Genomic DNA, 21,856 nt, shown 5'->3' with positions numbered 1-21,856 from the left:
CTGCTGCTGCCGCGCCGTCGGGCCGGGCAGGATCGGACCGGGCCGTCGACCGTGCGCCGCTGAACGCGACGGACGCGATCGGCCGGAGCGCGCCGATCGCGTCAGGGGCGCAACAGCACGGTGCCGAAGGCGACCCGGTCCTCGAGCATCCGGTGCGCGCGGGCGGCGTCCGAGAGGGGCAGAACCGCGCCGATCACCGGCGCCAGCAGGCCCTGTGCCGTGGCAGCAAGGGCGGCCGGGCGCCGACGGGCCACTTCGCCGAGCCAGGCGTCGCCCGCGCAGCCGGTGAGCGTGAGCCCGCGCAGGATCAGTTCCGTCGCGCTCAGGTGCGCGGGTGCGCCGTCCAACCAGCCGTAGCTGAGGATCCGGCCGCGCAGCGGCGTGATCAGGTCGAGCAAGGGCGTCAGCGAAGCGCCCCCGATGGAGTCGAAGACGACGTCGACCGTGCCGCCGGCCAGGACTTCGGCCAAGCGGTCGGCCCAATCGGGCGCGCTGTGGTCGATCACCTCGTGCGCACCGTTGTCGCGTGCGAGCCGCGCCTTCTGTTCGCCGCCCGCGGTGCCGACGACCCGCGCCCCCGCGGCGGCGCCCAGCCGGGTGAGGCAGCCGCCGACACCGGTTGCCGCTGCCTCGACCAGGATGGTCTCGCCCGCGACGACCGACGCGGCCTGCATCAGCGCCAGCGCCACCGACCCCGGCATCTGCATCGCGGCGGCGTGCTCGGTGGTGAGCCCGTCCGGGATCACGGTCACCGAATCGGCCTCGGCCGCGACGAGTTCGGCATAGGAGCCGAAGCCGCTGGTCGACGCGACCACCCTGGCGCCGAGCAATGTGGGATCCACTCCCGCGCCGAGGTCGACCACCGTGCCCGCCGCCTGGAAGCCGAAGACCTCGGGCAGTGGCGCCGGAAAGGGAAACGCACCTGCCCGGACCTTGGTCTCCGGGTACAGCACCGGCACCGCCTCGGCTCGGACGAGGACCTGCCCGTCGCCCGGGTGAGGTGCGCCGACCTCGCGCGGCACCAGGACCTCGGGTGCCCCGGTCTCGGTCATTACGATTGCCCGCATAAAGAACTCCATAAGTTGACTGTCGGTCCAGATTGTTCGCAGACAATATGGACCGGCGGTCAACTTGTCAACGACCATCGCGGTGTTCGCCGCCGGGAGCGGCGAGTGCCGAGGAAGTGGGTGCGATGACCGGCCGCCCTCCCACCGAGCGCGCCGATGCCGCGCGCAACCGTCGAGCCATCCTCGACGCCACCGCCGCGCTGCTGGCCGAACACGGCGCGGCCGGAGTGACGATGGATCGCGTGGCGGCGGCGGCGGGTGTCGGGAAGGGCACCATCTTCCACCGGTTCGGCAGTCGCGCCGGCCTGCTCTACGAGCTCATCGCCGAGGGTGCGGTCGAACTCATGGCGGCGGTCTCCGCCGGCCCGCCGCCCTTGGGGCCGGGTGCCGCGGCGACCGACCGGCTACTCGCCTTCTTCGATGCCATGACGACTCTGGTCACCGACGACGTGGAATTGATCGCGGCCTACCAGGCGATGCCCCCGCATCCCCGCAGCGCCGAATTCCACGCGTTCTGGGCCGAGCACATCAACACACTCCTGCGCGAGGCCCGGCCCGATGTCGACGCCGATACCGTGGGCGCGCTGCTGCTGTCGATGGTCGGCGGGGAACTCGCGCAGCGCCTCGCCAGGGCGGGGGAGGTCGACCGTCTGCGCGCGGGGATCCGGGAAGTAGTGCGTTCGGTCCTGCGCGCTCCGTGATCGGCCGCGTCCACCGGCCTGCCGGTTCCCGATCGCGAGGCGCGCCGACAAGCCGGGCGCGTTGATCACTGATCGGTTGCCCGGCGGTGGATACTGCCGGGATGCTCCGGCCGATGCCAGGTGACCCAGCCGCAACACGCCCGTGCTCGTGGCGCAACACAGCGGCAATCGCGCGCCCCTACCGTGGGCCGTCCGGGAGTTGGGAGGTGCGTGGTGGATCTGGACACGATCCGGGAGATCGTCGTACCCCGTGACCGGGCCCGATTGGCCGAGGTGGGGTCGGCGCCGGGGACCGCGATCCTGGCCGGCGGGACCTTTCTCTATTCCGAGCCGCAGGAGAATCTGGAGCGGCTCGTCGACATCACCGGGCTGGGCTGGCCCGCGCTGACCTTGCACGACGGGCTGGAGATCGCCGCGACGTGCACGCTGTCGGAGTTCGCCGGGGCGACGCCGGGGCGGGAACTCGGGCTGTCCCCGCGCTGGTTCGGTCTGCCCGCCACCGCGTTGTTCGCCGCGTCCTGCCGGGCGCTGCTGGCCTCGCACAAGATCTGGCGCAGCGCTACCGTCGGCGGGAACATCTGCCTCGCGCTGCCCGCGGGCGCGGTGCTGGCCGCGCTGGTGGCCCTGGACGCCGAAGCCCTGATCTGGCCCGCGTCGGGTGGGGAACGTCGGATGCCGCTGCGGCAGTTCGTGATCGGTCCCGGCCGCACCGTGCTCGGGCCCGGCGACGTGTTGCGCTCGGTGAAGGTGAACTCGGTGATCCTGATGTCGCGCACCGCGATCCGCAAGGCGGCGCTGGCTCCGCTCGGGCGCTCCGGCGCGCTGGTGATGGGCCGCCGCGACATCGACGGCGCCGTGGCGCTCACCGTCTCGGCGGCGACGACCAGGCCTGTCGTCCTGGACTTCTACGGTGTCCCCGCGCCGGACGAGCTGGACGAGGCCGTCGCGGGCATCGACGAGGAACTCTGGTTCGACGATCCGCACGGCGATCCGGAATGGCGCGCGCACGTCACCGGCCTGCTCGCCCTCCAGGTGTGCGCGGACCTGACCCGCGGTGGCCGATCATGAAGTTCGAAATCGACGGCCGCACTGTCGAAACCGACGCCCGGCCCGGCCAGTGCCTGCGCACGCTGCTGCGCGAACACGGCGCGCTCGCCGTGAAGAAGGGCTGTGACGCGGGGGACTGCGGCGCGTGCACCGTCATGCTCGACGGACTGCCCGTGCACTCCTGCATCATCCCGGCCCACCGCATCGACGGCGCGGCCGTCACCACCGCGAGCGGACTCGGCACTCCCGGGCAACTCCACCCGATCCAGCAGCGCTTCCTGGCGGAGTCGGCCTTCCAATGCGGGTTCTGCACCGCGGGCATGGTGGTCACCGCGGCCGGGTTGTCCTGCGGCGCCGCCGGCGCGCCGCCCGCCGCGGACCTGCCCGAACTGTTGAAGGGAAACCTCTGCCGTTGCACGGGCTATCGCCCGATCCTGGCCGCGCTCGGCTCGCCGCGGCCGTGCGAGCCCGCCGGAACCACCGGTTCGGCACAGCGGCGCGGCGCGGCGGGCATCGGCTCCGTCCTGGGTGAGGACCTGCGCGCCCCGGCCGGACCGCGCATCGTGACCGGCAACGAACCGTTCACCATGGATTTCGTCGCGGGCGAATCCGAGCAGGCGCCGCCGACCGCGCCGCTGGAGCTGGCCGTGCTGACCAGCCCGCACCCGCACGCGCGCATCGTGTCGATCGACACCGCCGCGGCCGCGGCGCTGCCGGGCGTGCACGCGGTGCTCACCCACGCCGACGCGCCGGATCGCGCCTTCTCGACCGCCAGGCACGAGGCCCGCTCCGACGATCCCGACGACACCTACGTGCTGGACAGCACGGTCCGGTTCGTGGGCCAGCGGGTCGCGGCCGTGGTCGCCGACGATCTCGGCGCCGCGCTGGCGGCATGCCGCGCGATCCGGGTCGAGTACGAGCTGCTGCCCGCGGTTTTCGAGCCCGAGGACGCGCTGGCCGAGGGGGCGCCGCTGCTGCACGGCGAGAAGACCGGGCAGGCGCGGATCGCCGACCCGGCGCGGAACCTGGTCGCCGAGGCGCACGGGGAAGTCGGTTCGATCGCGGACGGTCTGGCGCGCGCGGCCAAAACGGTGCGCGGCGTGTGGCACAGTCCGCGCGCCCAGCACGTGCATCTGGAAACCCACGGCGGCGTCGGCTGGCTCGACGGTGACGGGCGCCTGGTGATCCGGTCGAGCACCCAGGTGCCGTTCCTGGTGCGGGCCGAACTGTGCGAAGTCTTCGGACTCGAACGCGAACGGGTGCGGGTGTTCGCGGCGCGGGTCGGCGGCGGGTTCGGGGCCAAGCAGGAGATGCTGGCCGAGGATCTCATCGCGCTCGCGGTGTTGCGGACGGGTAGGCCGGTGCGCTACGAGTTCACCCGCTCCGCGGAGTTCGTCTCCGCGACGAGCAGGCATCCGATGCGGGTCGAGGTCACCGCGGCCGCGGACGCGCAGGGCGTGCTGACCGCGCTCGCGGTGGACGTGCTCACCGACGCGGGGGCGTACGGCAATCACAGCCCGGGCGTGATGTTCCACGGCGTGAGCGAATCGGTGGAGGTCTACCGCTGCCCGAACAAGCGGGTGGACGCCCGCTCGGCCTACACCAACAATGTGCCCTCCGGGGCGTTCCGCGGATACGGTCTCGGGCAGATCATCTTCGGCATCGAGTGTGCGCTCGACGAACTGGCCAGGGAACTGGCGATCGACCCCTTCGAGTTCCGCGCCCGCAATGTGGTGGTACCCGGTGACCCGTTCGTCGGTTCGAAGGTCGAGCCGGGTGATCTGGTGTTCGGCAGCTACGGCCTGGACCAGTGCCTGGCGAAGGCTCGGGCGGCGCTGCGGCGCGGCAACGGCGTGGCCGCGCCCGGACCGGATTGGCAGGTCGGCGTGGGGATGGCGCTGGCGATGATCGCGACCATTCCCCCGCGCGGCCATCACTCCGATGCCTCGGTCGCGCTGCGTCCTGACGGCCGGTACGAATTATGTTTCGGCACAGCGGAATTCGGAAACGGCACGACGACCGTGCATCTCGGTCTGGCGGCCACCGCCCTCGGGGTGCCCGCGGAGCTGATCGACATCAGGCAAGCCGACACCGATCTGGTCGGCTACGACACCGGCGCGTTCGGCTCGACCGGCATCGTGGTCGCGGGTAAGGCCACCCACCTGGCCGCGATCGAGTTGCGCGAGCAGATCCTGGCCAGGGCCGCCGAGCTGACCGGCTGCGCGCCCCGCGATTGTGTGCTCGGTCCCGACGGGGTGCGCTGCGGCGCCCGGCTGGTCACCCCGGCCGAGCTCACCGCCGACGGCGAACTGCTCGCCCGGGCCTCGCACGCAGGCACGCCGCGGTCGGTCAGCTTCAATGTGCAGGCTTTCCGGGTGGCGGTGCAGCCGGCTACCGGGCAGGTGCGCATCCTCCAGTCGATCCAGGCCGCCGACGCGGGCACGGTATTGCATCCCGCGCAGTGCCGGGGGCAGGTGGAAGGCGGCGCGGCGCAGGCCATCGGCACCGCGCTGTACGAGGACATGCGCAGCGATCGAGGCGTCGTCACCACCGACGCGCTGCGCCACTATCACATTCCGCAGGCCGCCGACCTGCCCGTCACCGAGGTGGAATTCGCCGAGACGAGTGATGAACTCGGCCCGCTCGGCGCCAAATCCATGAGCGAATCCCCCTACAATCCGGTCGCTCCCGCCCTGGCCAACGCCATCCGGGATGCGACGGGCGTGCGGATGTACCGGCTGCCGATGACCGCTGACCGCGTCTGGCGCGCCCTGCGAGAAGGAGAGTCACGATGACCGCGACGCGGTTGCCGGAGAACGTGCGCGCCCGGATCGAGGCCATGCTCGAGGCCGTCGACGCCGGATTGCGCGCCCACTATCGCGGACCCGGCGAACGGGCCCAGCCGATCCACACCGCCTACGTGCCCGCCGACCGGGTGACCGCCGAAACCCCGGTGACCTGGGGTGTGACCGCCCTCGACCTGCTCGACCGGCACCGCGGCGAGCTGGCCGATCTCGACGCCTCGGGCGTGCTTTCGGACGTGCGCGAGCGGTTGCGCACCGACCCGATCCAGGACCTGCGCATCGACTTCGAGGACGGTTACGGTCCGCGCCCGGACGACGAGGAGGACGCCGCGGCGCTGGCCGCGGGCAAGATCCTGGCGGGCTGGGCGGAGGCCGCGCACGCGCCGCGCCGGTTCGGCATCCGGACCAAGGGGCTCGGCGGGCTGGAACGACGACGTGCGCTGCGCACCGTGGAACTCGTCCTCGACGGTGCCGGGGGCGTGCCCGAGGGCTTCGTGGTGACCGTGCCGAAATTACGTGCGGCCGAACAGGTGTCGGCTCTGGTCGCGCTGTGCGAGGGGCTGGAGCGGGGCAGCGGATTGGCGGCCGGGTCGCTGCGTTTCGAACTGCAGATCGAGAGCCCGCAGGCGATCATCGGCCCGGACGGCAACGTGCCGGTCGCGCGGATGCTCACCCTCGCCGAAGGCCGTTGCGACGCATTGCATTTCGGCACCTACGACTACACCGCAGACTGCGGCGTCGCCGCGCCGCACCAGGCGCTCGATCATCCCGCCGCCGACTACGCCAAGGCGGTCATGCAGGTGGCGGCGGCGCAGACCGGGGTATGGGTGTGCGACGGCTCGACCCAGATCGTGCCCGGGGGCGACCCGCCCGCGGCCCTGCGCGAACACCACCGGCTGGTCACCCGGTCGCTGCGGCGCGGCTACTACCAGGGCTGGGATATGCACCCCGGCCACCTGATCACCCGCTGGGCGGCCACCTACGACTTCTTCCGGTCCGCGGTCGCGGTCGCCGTGCCCCGGCTGGGCGCCTATCTCGGTGAGCGCGGTGAATCCGGCGCGGACGTGGTCGACGAGCCCGCCACCGCGCAGGCGCTGGCCTCGACCGTGCTGCGCGCGGTGCAGTGCGGCGCGTACCACGAGGAGCGGTTGCGCGCCGACGCGCCCGGCCTCGGATTCGACCTGGTGCGGGCGCTCGCGCTGCGGCAGCCGTTGCCCGATCTCTAGCTCCGCGGGTGCTCTCGTACACCGACCCGCTGCCCGCTCGCCCGCACCGGGTGCTCGTGGCCGGGGGCGCGGGTTCGGGAAAGACCACCCTCGCCGGTCGGTCGCCGGGCCGCGCCGGTTTCCGTACCGGCGGCGTCCTCAGTCGAAGAGGGCGCGCACGAACGGGATCGAGTCGACGAGCGAGGCGTTGACCGCGCCGCTGTGGTCCTCGTTGTAGACCTTCAGGGTCACCGGCTCGCCGCGCGCCATCAGGGTCGCGGCGAAACGCAGGGTCTGCGGGGTGAGCACGTCGGTGTCGCGCAGGCCCTGGCCGAGGAACAGCGGGCGGTCGTAGCCGGATTCGGGTAGGCCGAGATAGCCGGCGAGCAGGCCGTGCGCGTCGGGCAGGGAGTTCAGCGGGCGGGCGAACAGTGCGCCGAGCACGACGTCGTTCGCGGTCAGTTCCTTGCCGAAGTCCTCGAGGCAGGCGGTGCGGCCGCGCTCGACCCAGTCGCGGCCCGCGTCGGTGAGCAGCGAGCCGATGCCCAGTTCGGGATGGGCGGTCTGCAGGCCGGCGAGCAGGTACAGCACGTAGGCGCTGGTGTGCGGGCCGAGCTCGATCGGCGGCACGCCGGGTCCGAGGAACTGCAGGATGTCCTCGATGTAGGCGGGCACGCCGGTGCCGACCGCGCCCCGGTAGTCGAGATCCGGGCCGCCGAGTTCGGTGGCGTAGCGGGCGGTGAACACGGCCGCCGCACCGCCCTGGGACTGCCCGACCACCACCCATTCGCGCGACAGGCTCGGGTACTCGGCGGTGGCCGCGCGCACCGCGTCGACGATGTTGTGCGCCTCCACCATGCCGTCGAGGTAGGGGTGCTCGCCCGGCGTGCCGAGCCCGGCGTAGTCGGCGGCCACGACCGCGTAGCCCTGGTCGAGCCAGGCACCCAGGTAAGCCCAGTCGCGTTCGCGCGCCCCCGGCCCGGCGATGCTGTAGGCGCAGTCGTCGCCGATGCCCACGGTGCCGTGCGCCCAGGCGATCACCGGCCAGCCGCCCTGCGGCGGCTCGCCCTGCGGGAAGTAGACGGCCGCGCTCGCGGTGGTCGGCGCGTCGCCGACGGTCGTCGAGCCGTACCGGATGCGCGCGCCCGAGCCGGCCGCGGGCGGCGTCGCGACCGGGGCCAGCGGTTGCACCGACTCCACCACGCCCGGCGTCGGCGCTGCCTGCGCCGGGGCTGCCACGAGCACTGGGGTGAGGGCGCAACCTGCGGCGACAGCCGCGGCGGCGACGAATCTGCGCATCCGATGTCTCCTGTTCGGCGGTTCTTCGATCGGGTCCCACTCGATCCGGCCCGGCCAGTCTCGCGCATGTCCGCCCTCGCGCCGGGTAGGACCACATCGGTGGTGCGGGCCACAGGATGGTCCCCTCGCTTCTGTGAAACGACTCACAAAAGCCCGACCACGGCGCGTCGTGGGCGGTCCCCCGCGCTCGAGCAAAACAGTACGAGCGTTATGGTAAAACCGCACGTCAGAGCTACCGGCGGGTAGATTGGGCCGCTGCTATTCGCAGGCTAATTTTGCAAACTTAGCAAGAGGCCATGCAAAGCTAGCTGGATTTCGCACAAAGAACAGGTAGACGGCATTTTCTTCGTGTGCCATCGTTTGGGAGTACACCCCGAAGGCATAGCAAGCCTGCAAAGCGCCGCCCCAGCAGTTCGAGCGCCACGCTCGGTCTCGAAGCGGCCGACCTACCGACCTACCGAAGGAAGTGGAGTCAGGAATGTCGACCACCGGCACCCCGAAGACCGCCGAGGAAATCCAGAAGGATTGGGACACCAACCCCCGCTGGAAGGGCGTCACCCGCAACTACACCGCCGAGCAGGTTGTGAAGCTCCAGGGCAGCGTCGTCGAGGAGCACACCCTCGCCCGCCGTGGCTCGGAGATCCTCTGGGACCTGGTCAACAACGAGGACTACATCAACTCCCTCGGCGCCCTCACCGGCAACCAGGCCGTGCAGCAGGTCCGCGCCGGCCTGAAGGCCATCTACCTGTCGGGCTGGCAGGTCGCCGGTGACGCGAACCTGTCCGGTCACACCTACCCCGACCAGAGCCTGTACCCGGCCAACTCGGTCCCGCAGGTCGTGCGTCGCATCAACAACGCGCTGCTGCGCGCCGACGAGATCGCCAAGGTCGAGGGCGACACCTCGGTCGAGAACTGGCTGGCCCCGATCGTGGCCGACGGCGAAGCCGGCTTCGGTGGCGCGCTGAACGTCTACGAGCTGCAGAAGGCCATGATCGCCGCCGGTGTCGCCGGTTCGCACTGGGAAGACCAGCTGGCCTCGGAGAAGAAGTGTGGCCACCTCGGTGGCAAGGTGCTCATCCCCACCCAGCAGCACATCCGCACCCTGACCTCCGCGCGTCTGGCCGCCGACGTCGCCGACGTGCCGACCGTCGTCATCGCCCGCACCGATGCCGAGGCCGCCACCCTGCTGACCTCCGATGTCGACGAGCGTGACCGCGAGTTCCTGGACGGCACCCGCACCGCCGAGGGCTTCTACGGCGTGAAGAACGGCATCGAGCCCTGCATCGCCCGTGCCAAGGCCTACGCGCCCTACGCCGACCTCATCTGGATGGAGACCGGCGTGCCGGATCTCGAGGTCGCCAAGAAGTTCGCCGAGTCGGTCCGCAGCGAGTTCCCCGACCAGCTGCTGGCCTACAACTGCTCGCCGTCCTTCAACTGGAAGGCGCACCTGGACGACTCGACCATCGCGAAGTTCCAGAAGGAACTGGGCGCCATGGGCTTCAAGTTCCAGTTCATCACCCTGGCCGGCTTCCACTCGCTCAACTACGGCATGTTCGACCTGGCGCACGGCTACGCCCGCGAGGGCATGACCGCCTTCGTCGACCTGCAGGAGCGCGAGTTCAAGGCCGCCGCCGAGCGTGGCTTCACCGCCATCAAGCACCAGCGCGAGGTCGGCGCGGGCTACTTCGACACCATCGCCACCACCGTCGACCCGAACACCTCGACGGCCGCGCTGAAGGGCTCCACCGAAGAGGGTCAGTTCCACTGAGCCGAAACGGCCGGTGACAACTCGGGTTTCGTAGCGGAGCCAGCCATGTTCCGCCCGCGAACCAGTCGTCCTCTACGCCAGTAGGGGTGTACTGCCCTCCCTCGTCGAACAGCCCCGGCGAGGGAGGGCATCCCTATACCTTGGGGACCAGCCAGATCAGCCCAGTCAGAGACAGACCCCAGCCAGACCAGACCAGCAGGAGCGGGACGTGAGCAGCGAGAAGATTCAGCGTGTCGGAGTCATCGGTGCCGGACAGATGGGCGCCGGAATCGCCGAAGTGTGCGCCCGTGCGCACGTGGACGTGCTCGTCTACGAACAGACCAGGGAGCTGGCCGCCGCGGGCCGCGCCCGCATCCTGCGCTCGCTGGATCGCGGCGTCAGCAGCGGCAAGATCACCGAGCGCGAGCGTGAACAGGCCGCCTGGCGGCTGCGCTTCACCTCCGATCTCGGCGACTTCGCCGACCGCCAGCTGGTCGTCGAAGCCGTGCTGGAGAACGAAGAGGTGAAGACCTCGATCTTCGCCGAGCTCGACAAGGTCGTCACCGATCCCGACGCCGTGCTGGCCTCCAACACCTCCTCGATCCCGATCATGAAGATCGCCGTCGCCACCGCCAATCCCGAGCGCGTGGTCGGCATGCACTTCTTCAACCCGGTGCCGGTGCTGCCGCTGGTGGAGCTGGTGACCACGCTCAAGACCAGCGAGGCCGTGTCCGCGCGCGCCGAGGCCTTCGCGAGTGAGGTGCTGGGCAAGCAGGTCGTGCGCTCGGCCGACCGCTCCGGCTTCGTCGTCAACGCCCTGCTCGTGCCCTACCTGCTCTCGGCCATCCGCATGGTGGAGTCCGGGTTCGCCACCAAGGAAGACGTCGACAAGGCGATGGTGCTCGGCTGCGCCCATCCCATGGGTCCGCTGGCCCTGACCGACCTGGTCGGCCTCGACACCGTGAAGTCCATCGCCGACTCCATGTACGCCGAGTTCAAGGAGCCGCTGTACTCGGCCCCGCCGCTGCTCATGCGTATGGTCGAGGCGGGCCTGCTCGGCAAGAAGTCCGGTGCGGGCTTCTACCAGTACAACAACAAGTAACAACCCAGGTCTGCCGCGGGTTCGTGGCGCACCCCGTTACCGCCGCGCGCGGTAGCGGGGTCTCGCGCACCGGGACCGTCGCCGGCTTCGGTCCCGGCCCCGCCTGCCCCGGCGCTTCGCGGTGTTTCCCGCGGCGGCCGACATAAGCTGCAAGGACGAGAGCGCAGCGCTGAGCGTCGCCGGTCGGCGTACGCGCAGCCGATCGAAAGGGAGTTCCCGCGCATGGTCAACGTCACCGAGGGTTACGGATCGAGCATTCTGGGCTACCCCAGGATCGGACCGCACCGGGAGCTCAAGCGTGCGCTCGAGTCCTACTGGCACGGCTCGCTCACCCGCGAGGAGCTGCTCGAGGTCGGGCGCGACATCCAGGACTCCCAGTTCCGCGAGCTGGCCGCGACCGGCCTGACCCAGGTCCCCGGCAACACCTTCTCCTTCTACGACCACATCCTGGACAACGCGCTGCTCTTCGGCGCGGTCCCGCGGCGCTTCCAGGATCTGCAGGGCGAGATGGATCCGCTGGACTTCTACTTCCTGATGGCGCGCGGCCGACCCGACCTACCGCCGCTGGAGCTGGTGCGCTTCATCGACACCAACTACCACTACCGTCAGCCCGAACTCGAGGCCGACACCGAGTTCTCCCTGCATCCCGAGGCCCTGCTCGACGAGTTCGACCGGGCCATGGCCGTCGGCATCGAGCTGCGCCCGGTGGTCCTCGGCCCGGTCTCGCTGCTGCTGCTGTCCAAGGCGGGCACCCAGCCCGGTGCGGCCGACTTCGACACCCTCACCCTGCTCGACAAGCTGCTGCCCTACTACGAGGAACTGTTCGAGATCCTCGCCAAGCGCGGCGCCACCTGTGTGCAGCTCGACGAGCCCGCCTTCACCAGCGAGCGCACCGAGGCCGAGCTCGCCGCCTTCGAGCGGGCCTACCAGCGGCTGTCCAAGGCGCCGCTGCGGCCGCGGATCCTGGTCACCGGCCAGTACGGCGATTTCCGGCCCGCGCTGAACATCCTGGCGGCCACCGGCGTGGAGGCCATCGGTCTGGATCTGGCCGCCTACCGCCTCGATCCCGACGAGCTGGCGAAGGTGCCCGGCATCCGCCGCAAGCGGCTCTACGCCGGCGTCATCAGCGGCCGCAACGTCTGGCGCGCCGACCGCTACGTGACCCTGGAATACCTCAACGCGCTGGCGAAGGTCTGCCCGGATCTGGTGGTCTCCACCGGCAGCACCCTGCTGCACGTGCCCTACGACCTGCTCGTCGAATACGACATCGACGGGCACGTGGCCGACCGGCTGGCCTTCGCCAAGCAGAAGGTCGGCGAGGTCGTCTCGCTGGCCAAGGCGCTCACCGAGGGACCGTCGGACAAGTGGCGCAAGCGTCCGCGCGAGGTGCACTTCAAGCAGAAGCACGCCGTGCGCCAGCGCGTCTACGCCGTCACCCCCGACATGCGGGCGCGCGAGCCGTACGAGGAGCGTCGCGCCGCCCAGCAGGCCAGACTGAACCTGCCCGTCGTCCCGGCCACCACACTGGGTTCGTTCCCGCAGTCCGACGCCCTGCGCCAGGCCCGCCACGAACTCGCCGAGGGCAAGCTGTCCTACGAGGAGTATCGCAAGCGCGTCGAGGCCGAGATCGAGGCGACCATCCGGCTGCAGGAGGACATCGGCCTGGACGTGCTCGTGCACGGTGAGCACGAGCGCAACGACATGATCCAGTTCTTCGCCGAACTGCTGGACGGCTTCGCCACCACCCGCTTCGGCTGGGTGCAGGTCTACGGCTCGCGCTGCGTGCGCCCGCCGATCATCTACGGCGACGTCTCGCGCCCGGCGCCGATGTCGGTGGAATGGACCCGCTACGCCCAGTCGCTGACCGACAAGCCGGTCAAGGGTATGGTCACCGGCCCGGTCACCATGATCGCGCGCTCGTTCGTGCGCCAGGACCAGCCGCTCTACGAGACCGCCGACCAGGTGGCGCTGGCCATCCGCGACGAGGTCGCCGATCTGGAGAAGGCGGGCATCGCCATCATCCAGGTCGACGAGCCCGCCATCCGCGAGATGCTGCCGCTGCACAACCGCGGCCGCGCCGAATACCTGCGCTGGGCCGTCGGGGCGTTCCGCCTGGCGACCTCCGGCGTGCGGGCCGACACCCAGATCCACACCCACATCGGCTACTCCGGCCGCACCGAGATCGTCGACGCCATCGAGGAACTCGACGCCGATGTCACCGCGATCGTGGCCACCCGCTCCACCGAGTGGGTGCTGAAAGCGCTCAAGGAGGACGCCGCGGGCGGTCACGGCCTCAGCCACGGCGTCGGCCCCGGCGTCTACGAGAGCCGTTCGGCCCGCATCCCCGACATCGACGAACTCGACGAACTGCTGTCGGCCGCCGCCGAAGCGGTCACCCCGGAACGGTTGTGGGCCAACCCCGACGGCGGTCTCAAGACCCGCCACTACTGGCAGCTCGAGCCGTCGCTGCGCAATATGGTCGCCGCCGCCCGGCGCGTCCGGCGCAGGACCGGCGCCGCTTCCGGTGAATAATCGCGTACCGGTTCGTCGCTGATACCGAGGCATCACAGCGGTGTGCCGGTGCTGCTTTCCTGGCGAGAAGTAGCACCGGTGTCCGCGAGTCGGCACGGCAGACGGACCTTTCGCGGTCCGCGCCGTACGGGAGAAAGAATCCTGGTCAGGCGTTCTTCTCGGCGGGATCCGCCGGTGAGGTGTCCGCGATGTGCAGCGCCGAGCGGAAGAATCGGGTCCAGGGTTTCCTGCGGCCGGGTTTGCCGCCGGGGGCGGGTGCGCCGGGGGCGTCGGCCTGGACTTCGTAGCGGCGGATGTATGCGCCGGCGAAGGCTTGGACCGTGGCGGTGACCGGGATGGCCAGCAGGGCGCCGGTCGCGCCCAGCAGTGCCGCGCCGGCCAGGACGGCGCCGAAGGCTACGGCCGGGTGCATGTCCAGCGTGGTGGCGGTGATGCGCGGTTGCAGGACGTAGTTCTCGAACTGCTGGTAGATCAGGATGAAGCCGAGGATCCACAGGGCCGCGCGCGGATCGTCCACGAGCGCGACGATCACCGGGACCGCACCCGCCAGATAGGTGCCCACGGTGGGGATGAACTGGGAGACGACGCCGACCCACAGGGCCAGCGCCAGGGCCGACGGGACGTCGAATATCCGCAGGGCGGCGTAGTGGGCGATGGCCGAGCAGAGGGCGAGCAGGCCGCGGGAATAGATGTAGCCGCCGGTCTTCTCGACGGCGATGTCCCAGGCGCGCAGCACATGCACCTGCTTGTGCGGCGGCAGCAGCGAGCAGACGGCGTTGCGGAAGCGGGGGCCGTCGGCGGCGAAATAGAAGGTGAACAGCAGGATGCCGAGGCCCTGGAACAGCACGCCGAGTGCCGCGGTGCCGATGCCCCAGGCGTTTCCGGCGAAATCGACGATGTAGCCCTCGAGCTGGCCGCTCCAGTCGGTCGCGTGCCGGCGGATGTCGTCGGCGGACAGCTGGGTGCCGAAGGTGCGGTTGATCCAGTCGACCACTTGCACGGCGTTGGTCGGCGCGTTCTGCACCAGCGAGGTCACCTGGTCGATCAGCAGGGCGCCGAGCGCGCCGAAGAACGCCGAGATGATCGCGATCAGGCCCAGGAACACCAGGCCGGTGGCCAGGCCGCGGCGCATGCCGCGGGCGGCCAGCCAGTTCACCGCGGGTTCGATGGCGAACGCCAGGAACAGCGAGATCAGCAGGATGGTGAGCAGGCTCTGCAGCCGGTCGAGCATCCACAGCCCGAACATGAGCGCGCAGATGGTGGCGGCGGCCAGCACGAAGGCGCGCAGCAGCCATGGCGGTGTCGCGATGTCGACCTCGGTGCGTGCCGCGGCGCGGGCAGGTGCGGACACATCGGGGGCGGCGTCCGCGGTGGTGGAATCGGCGGTGGTGGAATCGGCGGGCGTCGTGCCGGGATCGTTCTCGCCGGAAGCGTTCGAGTCGGTCTCGTGGTCGGGCACAGCTCAAACGGTAGCGATCCGGCCGGTCGGTGCGCACCACATGCCGGGCGAGCGGCGACAACGTCGCGGACACGACAGCCGCGCCGTTCGCCCGGCATGTCGCCACACCGTGACTGTTTCCGCTGGTTCGTGACCGACGGTGCCCGCTGAAGCGCGGTCGCCGCCGGCTAGATCGTGGCCGCGTCGATGACGAAGCGGTACCGCACGTCGCTGTCGACGACCCGGTCGTAGGCGTTGTCGATCTCGTCGGCGGAGATGAGCTCGATCTCGGCGCCGATGCCGTGCTGGGCGCAGAAGTCCAGCATCTCCTGGGTCTGGGCGATGCCGCCGATCATGGAACCGGCCAGCGAGCGCCGCAAGGCGGCGAGATGGAAACTGCGCAGCGTGGTCGGGTTCTCCGGCATGCCGAGCTGGACGAAGGTGCCGTCCCGGCGCAACAGCCGCAGATACCTCTCGACGGGCAGGTCGGCGGAGACGGTATTGAGGATCAGGTCGAAGCGATTGCGCAGTTCGCGGAAGGTCTGGTCGTCGCCGGTGGCGTAGTAGTGGTGCGCGCCGAACCGCTTGCCGTCCTCCTGCTTGCTCAGCGAATGGCTCAGCACGGTCACCTCCGCACCCATCGCCGCGGCCAGCTTCACGCCGATGTGGCCGAGACCGCCCATGCCGAGGATCGCGACCCGCTTGCCCGGCCCGGCGTTCCAGTGCCGCAGCGGGGAGAACAAAGTGATGCCCGCGCACAGCAGCGGGGCGGCCACATCCAGGCCGATGCCCTCGGGGATGCCGAGCACGAAATTCTCGGTGACGACGATCTGCGTGGAGTAGCCGCCGAGGGTGTAGCCGCCGGGCTGCACGGACTCCTCGACCGGGTGGTTGTAGGTCTGGACCGAGCCGCGCAGGCAGTACTGCTCCTCGTCGGCGAGGCAGTTCTCGCACTTGCCACAGGAATCGACCAGGCAGCCGACGCCGACCCGGTCGCCCGCGCGGAACCGGGTGACCGCGCTGCCGACGGCGGCGACGATGCCCGCGATCTCGTGACCCGGGACGCACGGATAGCGGGCGCTGCCCCATTCGTTGCGGGCGGTGTGGATGTCGGAATGGCAGATGCCGGCGTACTTCACGTCGATGAGCACGTCGTGTGCGCCGGGTTCGCGGCGTTCGACGGTGATCTTCTGGAACGACCCCTCCGGCGAGGACAGGGCGTAGGCGGCGACAGCGGTGCTCATGCGTACATCACTACCGGCGCATGCGCCGGAATGGCAACCGGTCGGCGGCGTATGCGGCAACAATGGGAGCAATTCCGGTCGCCGGACCGGGTGAGGCGGAGGGCGCATGCGCGAGGATCGGCGGGGTGGCGGCGGTACCACCGCCGTGCTCGTGATCGTCGCGCTGGTGGTGGCCGGGTTCCTCGGATTCGGAGGCGGGTGGCCGTTCCAGGGTTCCGACACCACGACCGCGACGCTCACCAGGCCGCCGACCCCGCCGCTGGACCAGGCCGACGTCGCCGCCGCGCTCACCCCGGCGATGGTCCACATCACCACCCGCACCCGGGCCTTCGGGCAGGGCTCCGCGGGTTCGGGCATCGTGCTCACCGCCGACGGGCAGGTACTGACCAGCCATCACGTGATCAAAGGGGCCGAAGAGGTCAGCGTCGTCTCGGTCGCGACCGGCGAGAAGTTCGAGGCGACCGTGCTCGGTTACGACTCGACGGCCGACATCGCCCTGCTCTCGCTGATCGGCGCCGAGAAACTGCCGATCGCGCGGGTGGGCGCGTCCGCCGGCCTGCGGGTGCGCGACGAGGTGCTCGCGCTGGGCAACGCCGGCGGCACGGGCGGCACGCCGACCGCGACGCCGGGCCGGATCACCGCCCTCAACAGCACGATCGTGGCGCTCAACGCGGCCGACTTCTCGCGTAAGGCCCTGCGCGGCATGGTCGAGATCGAGGCGCCGGTGAGTCCCGGTCAGTCCGGCGGCGCGCTGGCCGACTGGCAGGCGACGGTGGTCGGCGTGGTGACCGCCTCCGCCGGGCAGACCGAGCCGGAGCCCGAGCCCGCAGCGCCGACGAGCACCGAGTCGCAGCGCCCCGGCGCCTCGCCGCCGCGCGAGCGGTCCGAACCGGCGCGGGCGGGCGGTTACGCGGTGCCGATCGACACCGCCATGAAGGTGGTCGAGCAGATCCGGTCGGGCATTCCCAGCGACAGCGTGCACATCGGCCAGACCGCCACCCTCGGGGTGCTCATCTCCGACGCGCGACCCAGCGGCGCCCGGGTCGACGTCGCGCTCTACGGGCTGCCCGCCTACGGCGCGGGGATCAGGGACGGGGAGACCATCGTCTCGCTCGACGGACGGGCCATCGGCAGCTCGCGTGCGCTGCGCAACGCCATCGACAAGCGGCGACCGCGGGAGACGGTGCGCATCGGCGTGGTCGGCGCGAACGGGGTGGAGCGGGTCGTCAGCGTCGAACTCGCGCTCGGCACACCGAACTGACCCGCCCCGCACCTGCCGCGCTCAGCCCAGGCTGAGCCAGTAGTCCTGGAAGCGCAGGAAGACCAGCAGCAGCACCACCGCGTAGAACACCGCGACGATGGTCCAGCGCCACTCGGCCACGATTCCGAGCGGGCCGCTCGCCCGGCCCCACAGCAGGTCGGTGAGCAGCGCGAGCAGCGGCGGCACGGCTGCCCACACCACCATGCAATACGGGCACAGCGCGCCGATGCGGTAGAGGCTCTGGAAGATCAGCCAGCAGACGAAGACGATGCCGAGCAGCATGCCCAGCCACAGCCCGCCCCAGATCCACCGGGGCATTCCGACATGGGCGACCGCCAGCACGCCGAGGGTGACCACCACGGAGAAGCCGACGATGCCCATCAGCGGGTTGGGGAAGCCGAAGATCGCGGCCTGATGGGTGGTCATCACCGACCCGCAGGACAGCACCGGATTCAGGCTGCAGGAGGGGACGTAGGCGGGGTCGACGAAGATCTTGAAGCGTTCGACGGTGAGGGTCACCGAGGCGATCCAGCCCGCCAGGCCCAACAGCAGGATCGGCCAGGCGGAACGAGGCGGTGCGGCGATCACTGTCCGGCAGCCGCCCGGGCGATGGCCTGCTCGAGCTCGGTGGGCGCGACCTTCGCACCGTCGACGAAGACCGTCGGGGTGGAGTTGACGCCCTCGCCGAACACGGCCTGGGTCTTGTCGGCCACGAACTGCGCGTAGGTGCGGTCCTGGATGCAGCCCGCGACGGCGTCGCTGTAGCCGGAGTCCACCGCGATCGCGACGAGCTGCTCGTCGGTGTGCCCGGGGCCGCCCTCGGCGGGCTGCTGGGCGTACATGCGCTCCAGCCAGCCCTGGAACTTCGCCGGATCCTGTTCGGCGACACAGTAGGCGGCATTGGCCGCGCGGCTCGAGTACTCGTTGGTGGAAGCGCGGTCGAGGAACGAGATGACGTTGTACTCGACGGCCGCGACGCCGCTGTTCACCGAGTCCTCGAGGACCTTGCCGTAGCCGCTCTCGAAGGCCTTGCAGGCCGGGCACTGCAGGTCGGCGACCACCCGGACGGTGACGCGGGCATCGGGCTTGCCCACCCGGATCGCGCCGCTGTCGGTGATCGAGCCGGTGACCGCGCCCGCGACCGGCGCGGACGGAGCTGGGATGGTCGGGGTGGCGGCCGGACCGTCGTCGCCGCGCAGGGCGATGCCGATGCCGATGGCCGCGATGAGGGCGATCAGCACCACGGCCACACCCGCCTGGATGGCGATTTTGCGCTTGCGGTCGGCGCGCTCGGCCTCCGCCAAGATGTTGCGCCGTCCCGGATTGTTGCTCACCGTGCGTTCACCACGCCTTTCGCTAGCCTGACGATGGGGCCTGCTCCGACGATGCTAGTGGCGTGCGCGCCGCCGGGCGGTCGGGCACGGCCCATCATGGCCGGTGAACCTGAGAGAAGGCGAAACGGGGCGCGGGTCGGTGGCCAACGTCCGCGGCGTGCGTGTCCTAGGTCCGCCGCGAGCGTGACCGAGGACTGTGCTGCGACCGGGGGCTGTGCCGTGACCGGGGGCTGTGCGCGGCGCGGCGCGGCCTACCATTCCCCGGTGACCGACTACGACTTCGAGCATCCGGACACCTCGACCCTGCCGCCGCGGCAGCGCCGCATCCTGGAAGTGATCCGGGACTGGGTGGTCGAGCACGGGTACGCGCCCGGCACCAGGCAGATCGGCGAAGCCGTCGGGCTGCGCTCGCCCTCGGCGGTCGCCCGGCACCTGCGCGCGCTCGAGGAGCGCGGGTTCCTGCGGCGCGGGACGGCGGTCGCGCGACCCATCGACGTGCGGCTGTTCCTGCGCGCGGAGTCCGCGGCGGCGGGCGGCGAGAACACGGTCACCGTGCCGGTGGTCGGCGATATCGCCGCGGGCGCGCCGATCCTCGCCGAGGAACACTGCGACGACACCCTGACCCTGCCGCGCGAACTGGTCGGCCGCGGCACCGTTTTCGCGCTGCGGGTGCGCGGCGACTCGATGATCGACGCGGCGATCTGCGACGGCGACACGGTCGTGGTGCGCAGCCAGCGGGAGGCGCAGTCCGGGGACATCGTCGCGGCCATGATCGGCGACGAGGCCACCGTGAAGGTGCTGCGCCGCCGGGGCGGGCATGTGCTGCTGGAGCCGCGCAATCCGGCCTACGAGGTGATCGACGGCGACGAGGCGGTCATCCTCGGCAAGGTCGTCTCGGTCATGCGCCGGGTCTAGGCGGCGGCCGGGACGGGACAGCTGTCAGGAGGCGTCGAGGCGGCGCTTCTCGGCTTCCACGTCGAACCGGGCGGCGGGCCACTCGAGATCCAGGCCCGTCAGGGCGTGGATGAGCAGTTCGTTGACCGCGAGCCGGGAATACCACTTGCGGTCGGCGGGGATGACGTACCACGGAGCGTTCGCGGTGCTGGTGCGCTCCAGCATCGCCTGGTAGGCCTCGCGGTACTCGGGCCAGTAGGCGCGCTCGTCGATGTCGGCGGGGTTGAACTTCCAGTACTTGTCGGGACGCTCCAGGCGCTCGCGCAGGCGGCGCTTCTGTTCGTCGAGCGAGACGAACATGGCCACCTTCACCAGGGTGATCTCCTCCTCGCGCAATTGGCTCTCGAAGTGGTTGATCTCGTCGTAGCGGCGTTCCCACTCCTGGACCGACACCAGTTGGCGCACCCGGGCGACCAGCACGTCCTCGTAGTGTGAGCGGTCGAACACCCCGAGCTGGCCGGGGCGCGGCAGCGCTTTGCGGATACGCCACAGATAGTGATGGCGCAGCTCCTCCTGGGTCGGCACGCCGAAGGCCGCGTGGTCGACGCCCTGCGGGTCCACCGCGCCGATCACCGAGCGCACGATGCCGCCCTTGCCCGCGGTGTCCATCCCCTGCAACACCAGCAGCACGCTGCGCGGATCGCCGGATCTGCCGTTGGCGTAGAGCTTCTCCTGCAGCTGCGACAGCACGACCGAGCGTTCGGCCAGCAACGCCTGCCCCTCGGTCTTGCTCCCGTCGAAGCCGGGGGTGGCGGAGGTGTCCAGATCGGCGACCCGCAGGCCGTCGGCGCGCAGCAGTTCGGTGATATCCCCCGACCAGTTGTTCGGCATCGTCCACAGTTACCACAGCGGCCGGGCGGTCGCCGGTCAGCGGATCTGCGCGAGCCGCAGCAGATGCTGGGCGAAATCCTCGTCGGAGACCGGGGTGAGGATCAGGTCGTGGGAGGTGGTGAGCAGGTAACGGCCGTCGCCGGAGACATCCAGCCAGCTGCGGTGCCGGGTCGGCGGCGACATCGGATTCTCCGGATCGACGGTGACGGTGAGGAAACCGCGCCCGTCCAGCGGCTTGCGCAGGGTGTTGCGGAACCGTTCCGGGCCGTCGCCGGGCGCCGCGCCTCCGGTCAGCTCGCCGAGCACCCGGTCCTGCGGTTCGCGCAGGGTGCCGAGCCGGCCCGGCGGCGCCGAGCCGATCGCCTGCACCAGGCGCGCGCCCAGAGTGCGGGCGTGGCACATCAGCACCGTCATCTTCTCCCGGCCCGCGATCAGGATGCCCGCGTGCTGGTGGACGACGGCGGCGAAGATCAGCACCCGGTCCGCACCGCTGCCGTTGCGGCCGGGGATATGGCGTTCGCCCGAGACGGTGATGGTGGTGGCGTCGGTGCGGGCGCACAGCATGAGAGCGGCGGCGAGGTCGGGATCGGCCTGGCGGGCGAAACGCTGTGGCAGCCGCAGCGCCGCGTGCTCGGCCTCGGTGCGCACCAGCGAGGCGGGCATCATGTTCACCGGATACGGCCTGCGGTCCAGGTTCGTTTCGCTTTCCCAGACATGGGTGAACTCGTCCGGGGTGAGGACCCATCTCACCGTGCGGCGCTCCCACCCGCCGGGCTCGGCTCGGGTGGCCCGAACCGGGGTACCCGGTCGCCGGTGGCGGGCATGACGGGCGAGTAGACGTAGGTCATGGTGTCGCGCACGTCCGCTTCGATCTCGGCGGCCGCGCGCTCGTGCTCCATCCGCCGCCGCCCGCCCAGCACCGCTTCGGCCACCGGATCGGCCAGCGGGACATAGCGCGCGGGCGGCGGGATGGCGGCCCGGACGGTCTGTGCCACATCGCGATCGAGTTCGATCAGCCGCTGCACCGTGCGGCACACCTCGTGCGCCTGGATGCCCAGCGTCACGAACGAGCGGGTCGCCTGGTTCGCGGCCTCGGCGGAAGTGCCCGACCAGCGGGCGAATTCGCGCGCGGTGGCGTCGGCGAAGGTCTGGAACGCCTCGGCGAGGGTGTCGGCGCCGGTGCGCCAGGCCTCGGCGGTCGCGCCGAGCGCGGCCGGGTCGAGTGCTTCGCGCACCTGTTCCCAGATCTCGGCGTGGGTGTAGGCAGCGAACCGCTCGCGATTCGGCGCG

The 21,856-nt window shown here is 70.8% G+C and carries 18 protein-coding genes; 9 read left to right on the top strand and 9 right to left on the bottom strand.

Annotation, left to right across the window (positions count from 1 at the left end; genetic code table 11):
* Positions 1-101: 101 nt before the first annotated feature.
* Positions 102-1,067, bottom strand: coding sequence for a quinone oxidoreductase family protein (locus tag ON26_RS24575; protein ID WP_040799060.1), 966 nt, complete (start codon positions 1,065-1,067; stop codon positions 102-104).
* Between the two features lie 125 nt (positions 1,068-1,192).
* Here ON26_RS24575 and ON26_RS24570 point away from each other — a divergent pair, with 125 nt between their 5' ends.
* The 4 genes from ON26_RS24570 (at position 1,193) to ON26_RS24555 (ending at position 6,845) form a co-directional block, all read left to right on the top strand.
* Positions 1,193-1,768: a TetR/AcrR family transcriptional regulator gene (locus tag ON26_RS24570; RefSeq protein ID WP_040799059.1), complete on the top strand. Its 576-nt coding sequence runs from the start codon at positions 1,193-1,195 to the stop codon at positions 1,766-1,768.
* Positions 1,769-1,981: 213 nt separating this feature from the next.
* Positions 1,982-2,836, top strand: a complete 855-nt coding sequence (locus ON26_RS24565; RefSeq protein ID WP_040799065.1) for an FAD binding domain-containing protein — start codon at positions 1,982-1,984, stop codon at positions 2,834-2,836.
* Entirely contained in the window at positions 2,833-5,610 is a 2,778-nt protein-coding gene (locus tag ON26_RS24560) for a molybdopterin-dependent oxidoreductase (RefSeq protein ID WP_040799057.1), read from the top strand. The genes ON26_RS24565 and ON26_RS24560 overlap by 4 nt, the downstream gene beginning before the upstream one ends.
* Positions 5,607-6,845, top strand: a complete 1,239-nt coding sequence (locus ON26_RS24555) for a DUF6986 family protein (protein WP_040799056.1) — start codon at positions 5,607-5,609, stop codon at positions 6,843-6,845. Before ON26_RS24560 ends, ON26_RS24555 begins: the two co-directional genes overlap by 4 nt.
* A 138-nt stretch (positions 6,846-6,983) precedes the next feature.
* Here ON26_RS24555 and ON26_RS24550 read toward each other — a convergent pair whose 3' ends face one another.
* Complete coding sequence (locus ON26_RS24550) at positions 6,984-8,123, bottom strand: alpha/beta hydrolase family protein (RefSeq protein WP_040799054.1); 1,140 nt, start codon at positions 8,121-8,123, stop codon at positions 6,984-6,986.
* A 478-nt stretch (positions 8,124-8,601) separates the two neighbouring features.
* On the opposite strand from ON26_RS24550, the gene aceA reads away from it, so the two are divergent.
* From aceA to metE, 3 genes are all read left to right on the top strand, one after another.
* Positions 8,602-9,891, top strand: a complete 1,290-nt coding sequence (gene aceA, locus ON26_RS24545) for an isocitrate lyase (RefSeq protein WP_040799052.1) — start codon at positions 8,602-8,604, stop codon at positions 9,889-9,891.
* 208 nt (positions 9,892-10,099) lie between these two features.
* Positions 10,100-10,972, top strand: coding sequence for a 3-hydroxybutyryl-CoA dehydrogenase (locus ON26_RS24540; protein WP_040799050.1), 873 nt, complete (start codon positions 10,100-10,102; stop codon positions 10,970-10,972).
* Positions 10,973-11,194: 222 nt separating this feature from the next.
* Positions 11,195-13,504 carry a 5-methyltetrahydropteroyltriglutamate--homocysteine S-methyltransferase gene (metE, locus tag ON26_RS24535; RefSeq protein WP_040799049.1) on the top strand — a complete coding sequence of 770 codons (2,310 nt, stop codon included), beginning with the start codon at positions 11,195-11,197 and terminating at the stop codon, positions 13,502-13,504.
* A 145-nt stretch (positions 13,505-13,649) separates the two neighbouring features.
* Here metE and ON26_RS24530 read toward each other — a convergent pair whose 3' ends face one another.
* A complete protein-coding gene (locus ON26_RS24530) occupies positions 13,650-14,963 on the bottom strand; it encodes an AI-2E family transporter (protein WP_083884330.1) in 1,314 nt (437 codons plus the stop codon).
* Positions 14,964-15,130: 167 nt separating this feature from the next.
* Complete coding sequence (locus ON26_RS24525) at positions 15,131-16,186, bottom strand: NAD(P)-dependent alcohol dehydrogenase (RefSeq protein ID WP_040799048.1); 1,056 nt, start codon at positions 16,184-16,186, stop codon at positions 15,131-15,133.
* Positions 16,187-16,292: 106 nt separating this feature from the next.
* On the opposite strand from ON26_RS24525, the gene ON26_RS24520 reads away from it, so the two are divergent.
* The gene (locus ON26_RS24520; RefSeq protein WP_040799046.1) at positions 16,293-17,447 is read left to right on the top strand and encodes a S1C family serine protease; all 1,155 of its coding nucleotides are present in this window, start codon (positions 16,293-16,295) and stop codon (positions 17,445-17,447) included.
* Positions 17,448-17,468: 21 nt separating this feature from the next.
* Here ON26_RS24520 and ON26_RS24515 read toward each other — a convergent pair whose 3' ends face one another.
* Together ON26_RS24515 and ON26_RS24510 are read right to left on the bottom strand one after the other, a co-directional pair.
* A complete protein-coding gene (locus ON26_RS24515; RefSeq protein ID WP_040799045.1) occupies positions 17,469-18,035 on the bottom strand; it encodes a vitamin K epoxide reductase family protein in 567 nt (188 codons plus the stop codon).
* On the bottom strand, positions 18,032-18,781 hold the full coding sequence (locus ON26_RS24510) for a DsbA family protein (protein WP_040799044.1): 750 nt from the start codon (positions 18,779-18,781) through the stop codon (positions 18,032-18,034). The genes ON26_RS24515 and ON26_RS24510 overlap by 4 nt, the downstream gene beginning before the upstream one ends.
* Before the next feature lie 264 nt (positions 18,782-19,045).
* Between ON26_RS24510 and lexA the strand changes: the two genes are divergently transcribed.
* Complete coding sequence (lexA, locus tag ON26_RS24505; RefSeq protein ID WP_040799062.1) at positions 19,046-19,696, top strand: transcriptional repressor LexA; 651 nt, start codon at positions 19,046-19,048, stop codon at positions 19,694-19,696.
* Between the two features lie 24 nt (positions 19,697-19,720).
* On the opposite strand, the gene ON26_RS24500 is transcribed toward lexA, so the two are convergent.
* The 3 genes from ON26_RS24500 to ON26_RS24490 form a co-directional block, all read right to left on the bottom strand.
* The gene (locus tag ON26_RS24500) at positions 19,721-20,566 is read right to left on the bottom strand and encodes a PPK2 family polyphosphate kinase (protein WP_040799043.1); all 846 of its coding nucleotides are present in this window, start codon (positions 20,564-20,566) and stop codon (positions 19,721-19,723) included.
* Between the two features lie 36 nt (positions 20,567-20,602).
* Positions 20,603-21,316 carry an ESX secretion-associated protein EspG gene (locus ON26_RS24495; RefSeq protein ID WP_040799041.1) on the bottom strand — a complete coding sequence of 238 codons (714 nt, stop codon included), beginning with the start codon at positions 21,314-21,316 and terminating at the stop codon, positions 20,603-20,605.
* A partial coding sequence (locus ON26_RS24490; protein ID WP_040799040.1) for a hypothetical protein occupies positions 21,313-21,856 on the bottom strand: 544 nt, incomplete at its 5' end. The genes ON26_RS24490 and ON26_RS24495, both read right to left, overlap by 4 nt.

Origin of the sequence: Nocardia higoensis NBRC 100133 (assembly GCF_000308595.1) — a bacterium.
Taxonomy (GTDB): Bacteria; Actinomycetota; Actinomycetes; order Mycobacteriales; family Mycobacteriaceae; genus Nocardia; species Nocardia higoensis.
This window is presented reverse-complemented; position numbering and strand designations above follow the sequence as displayed.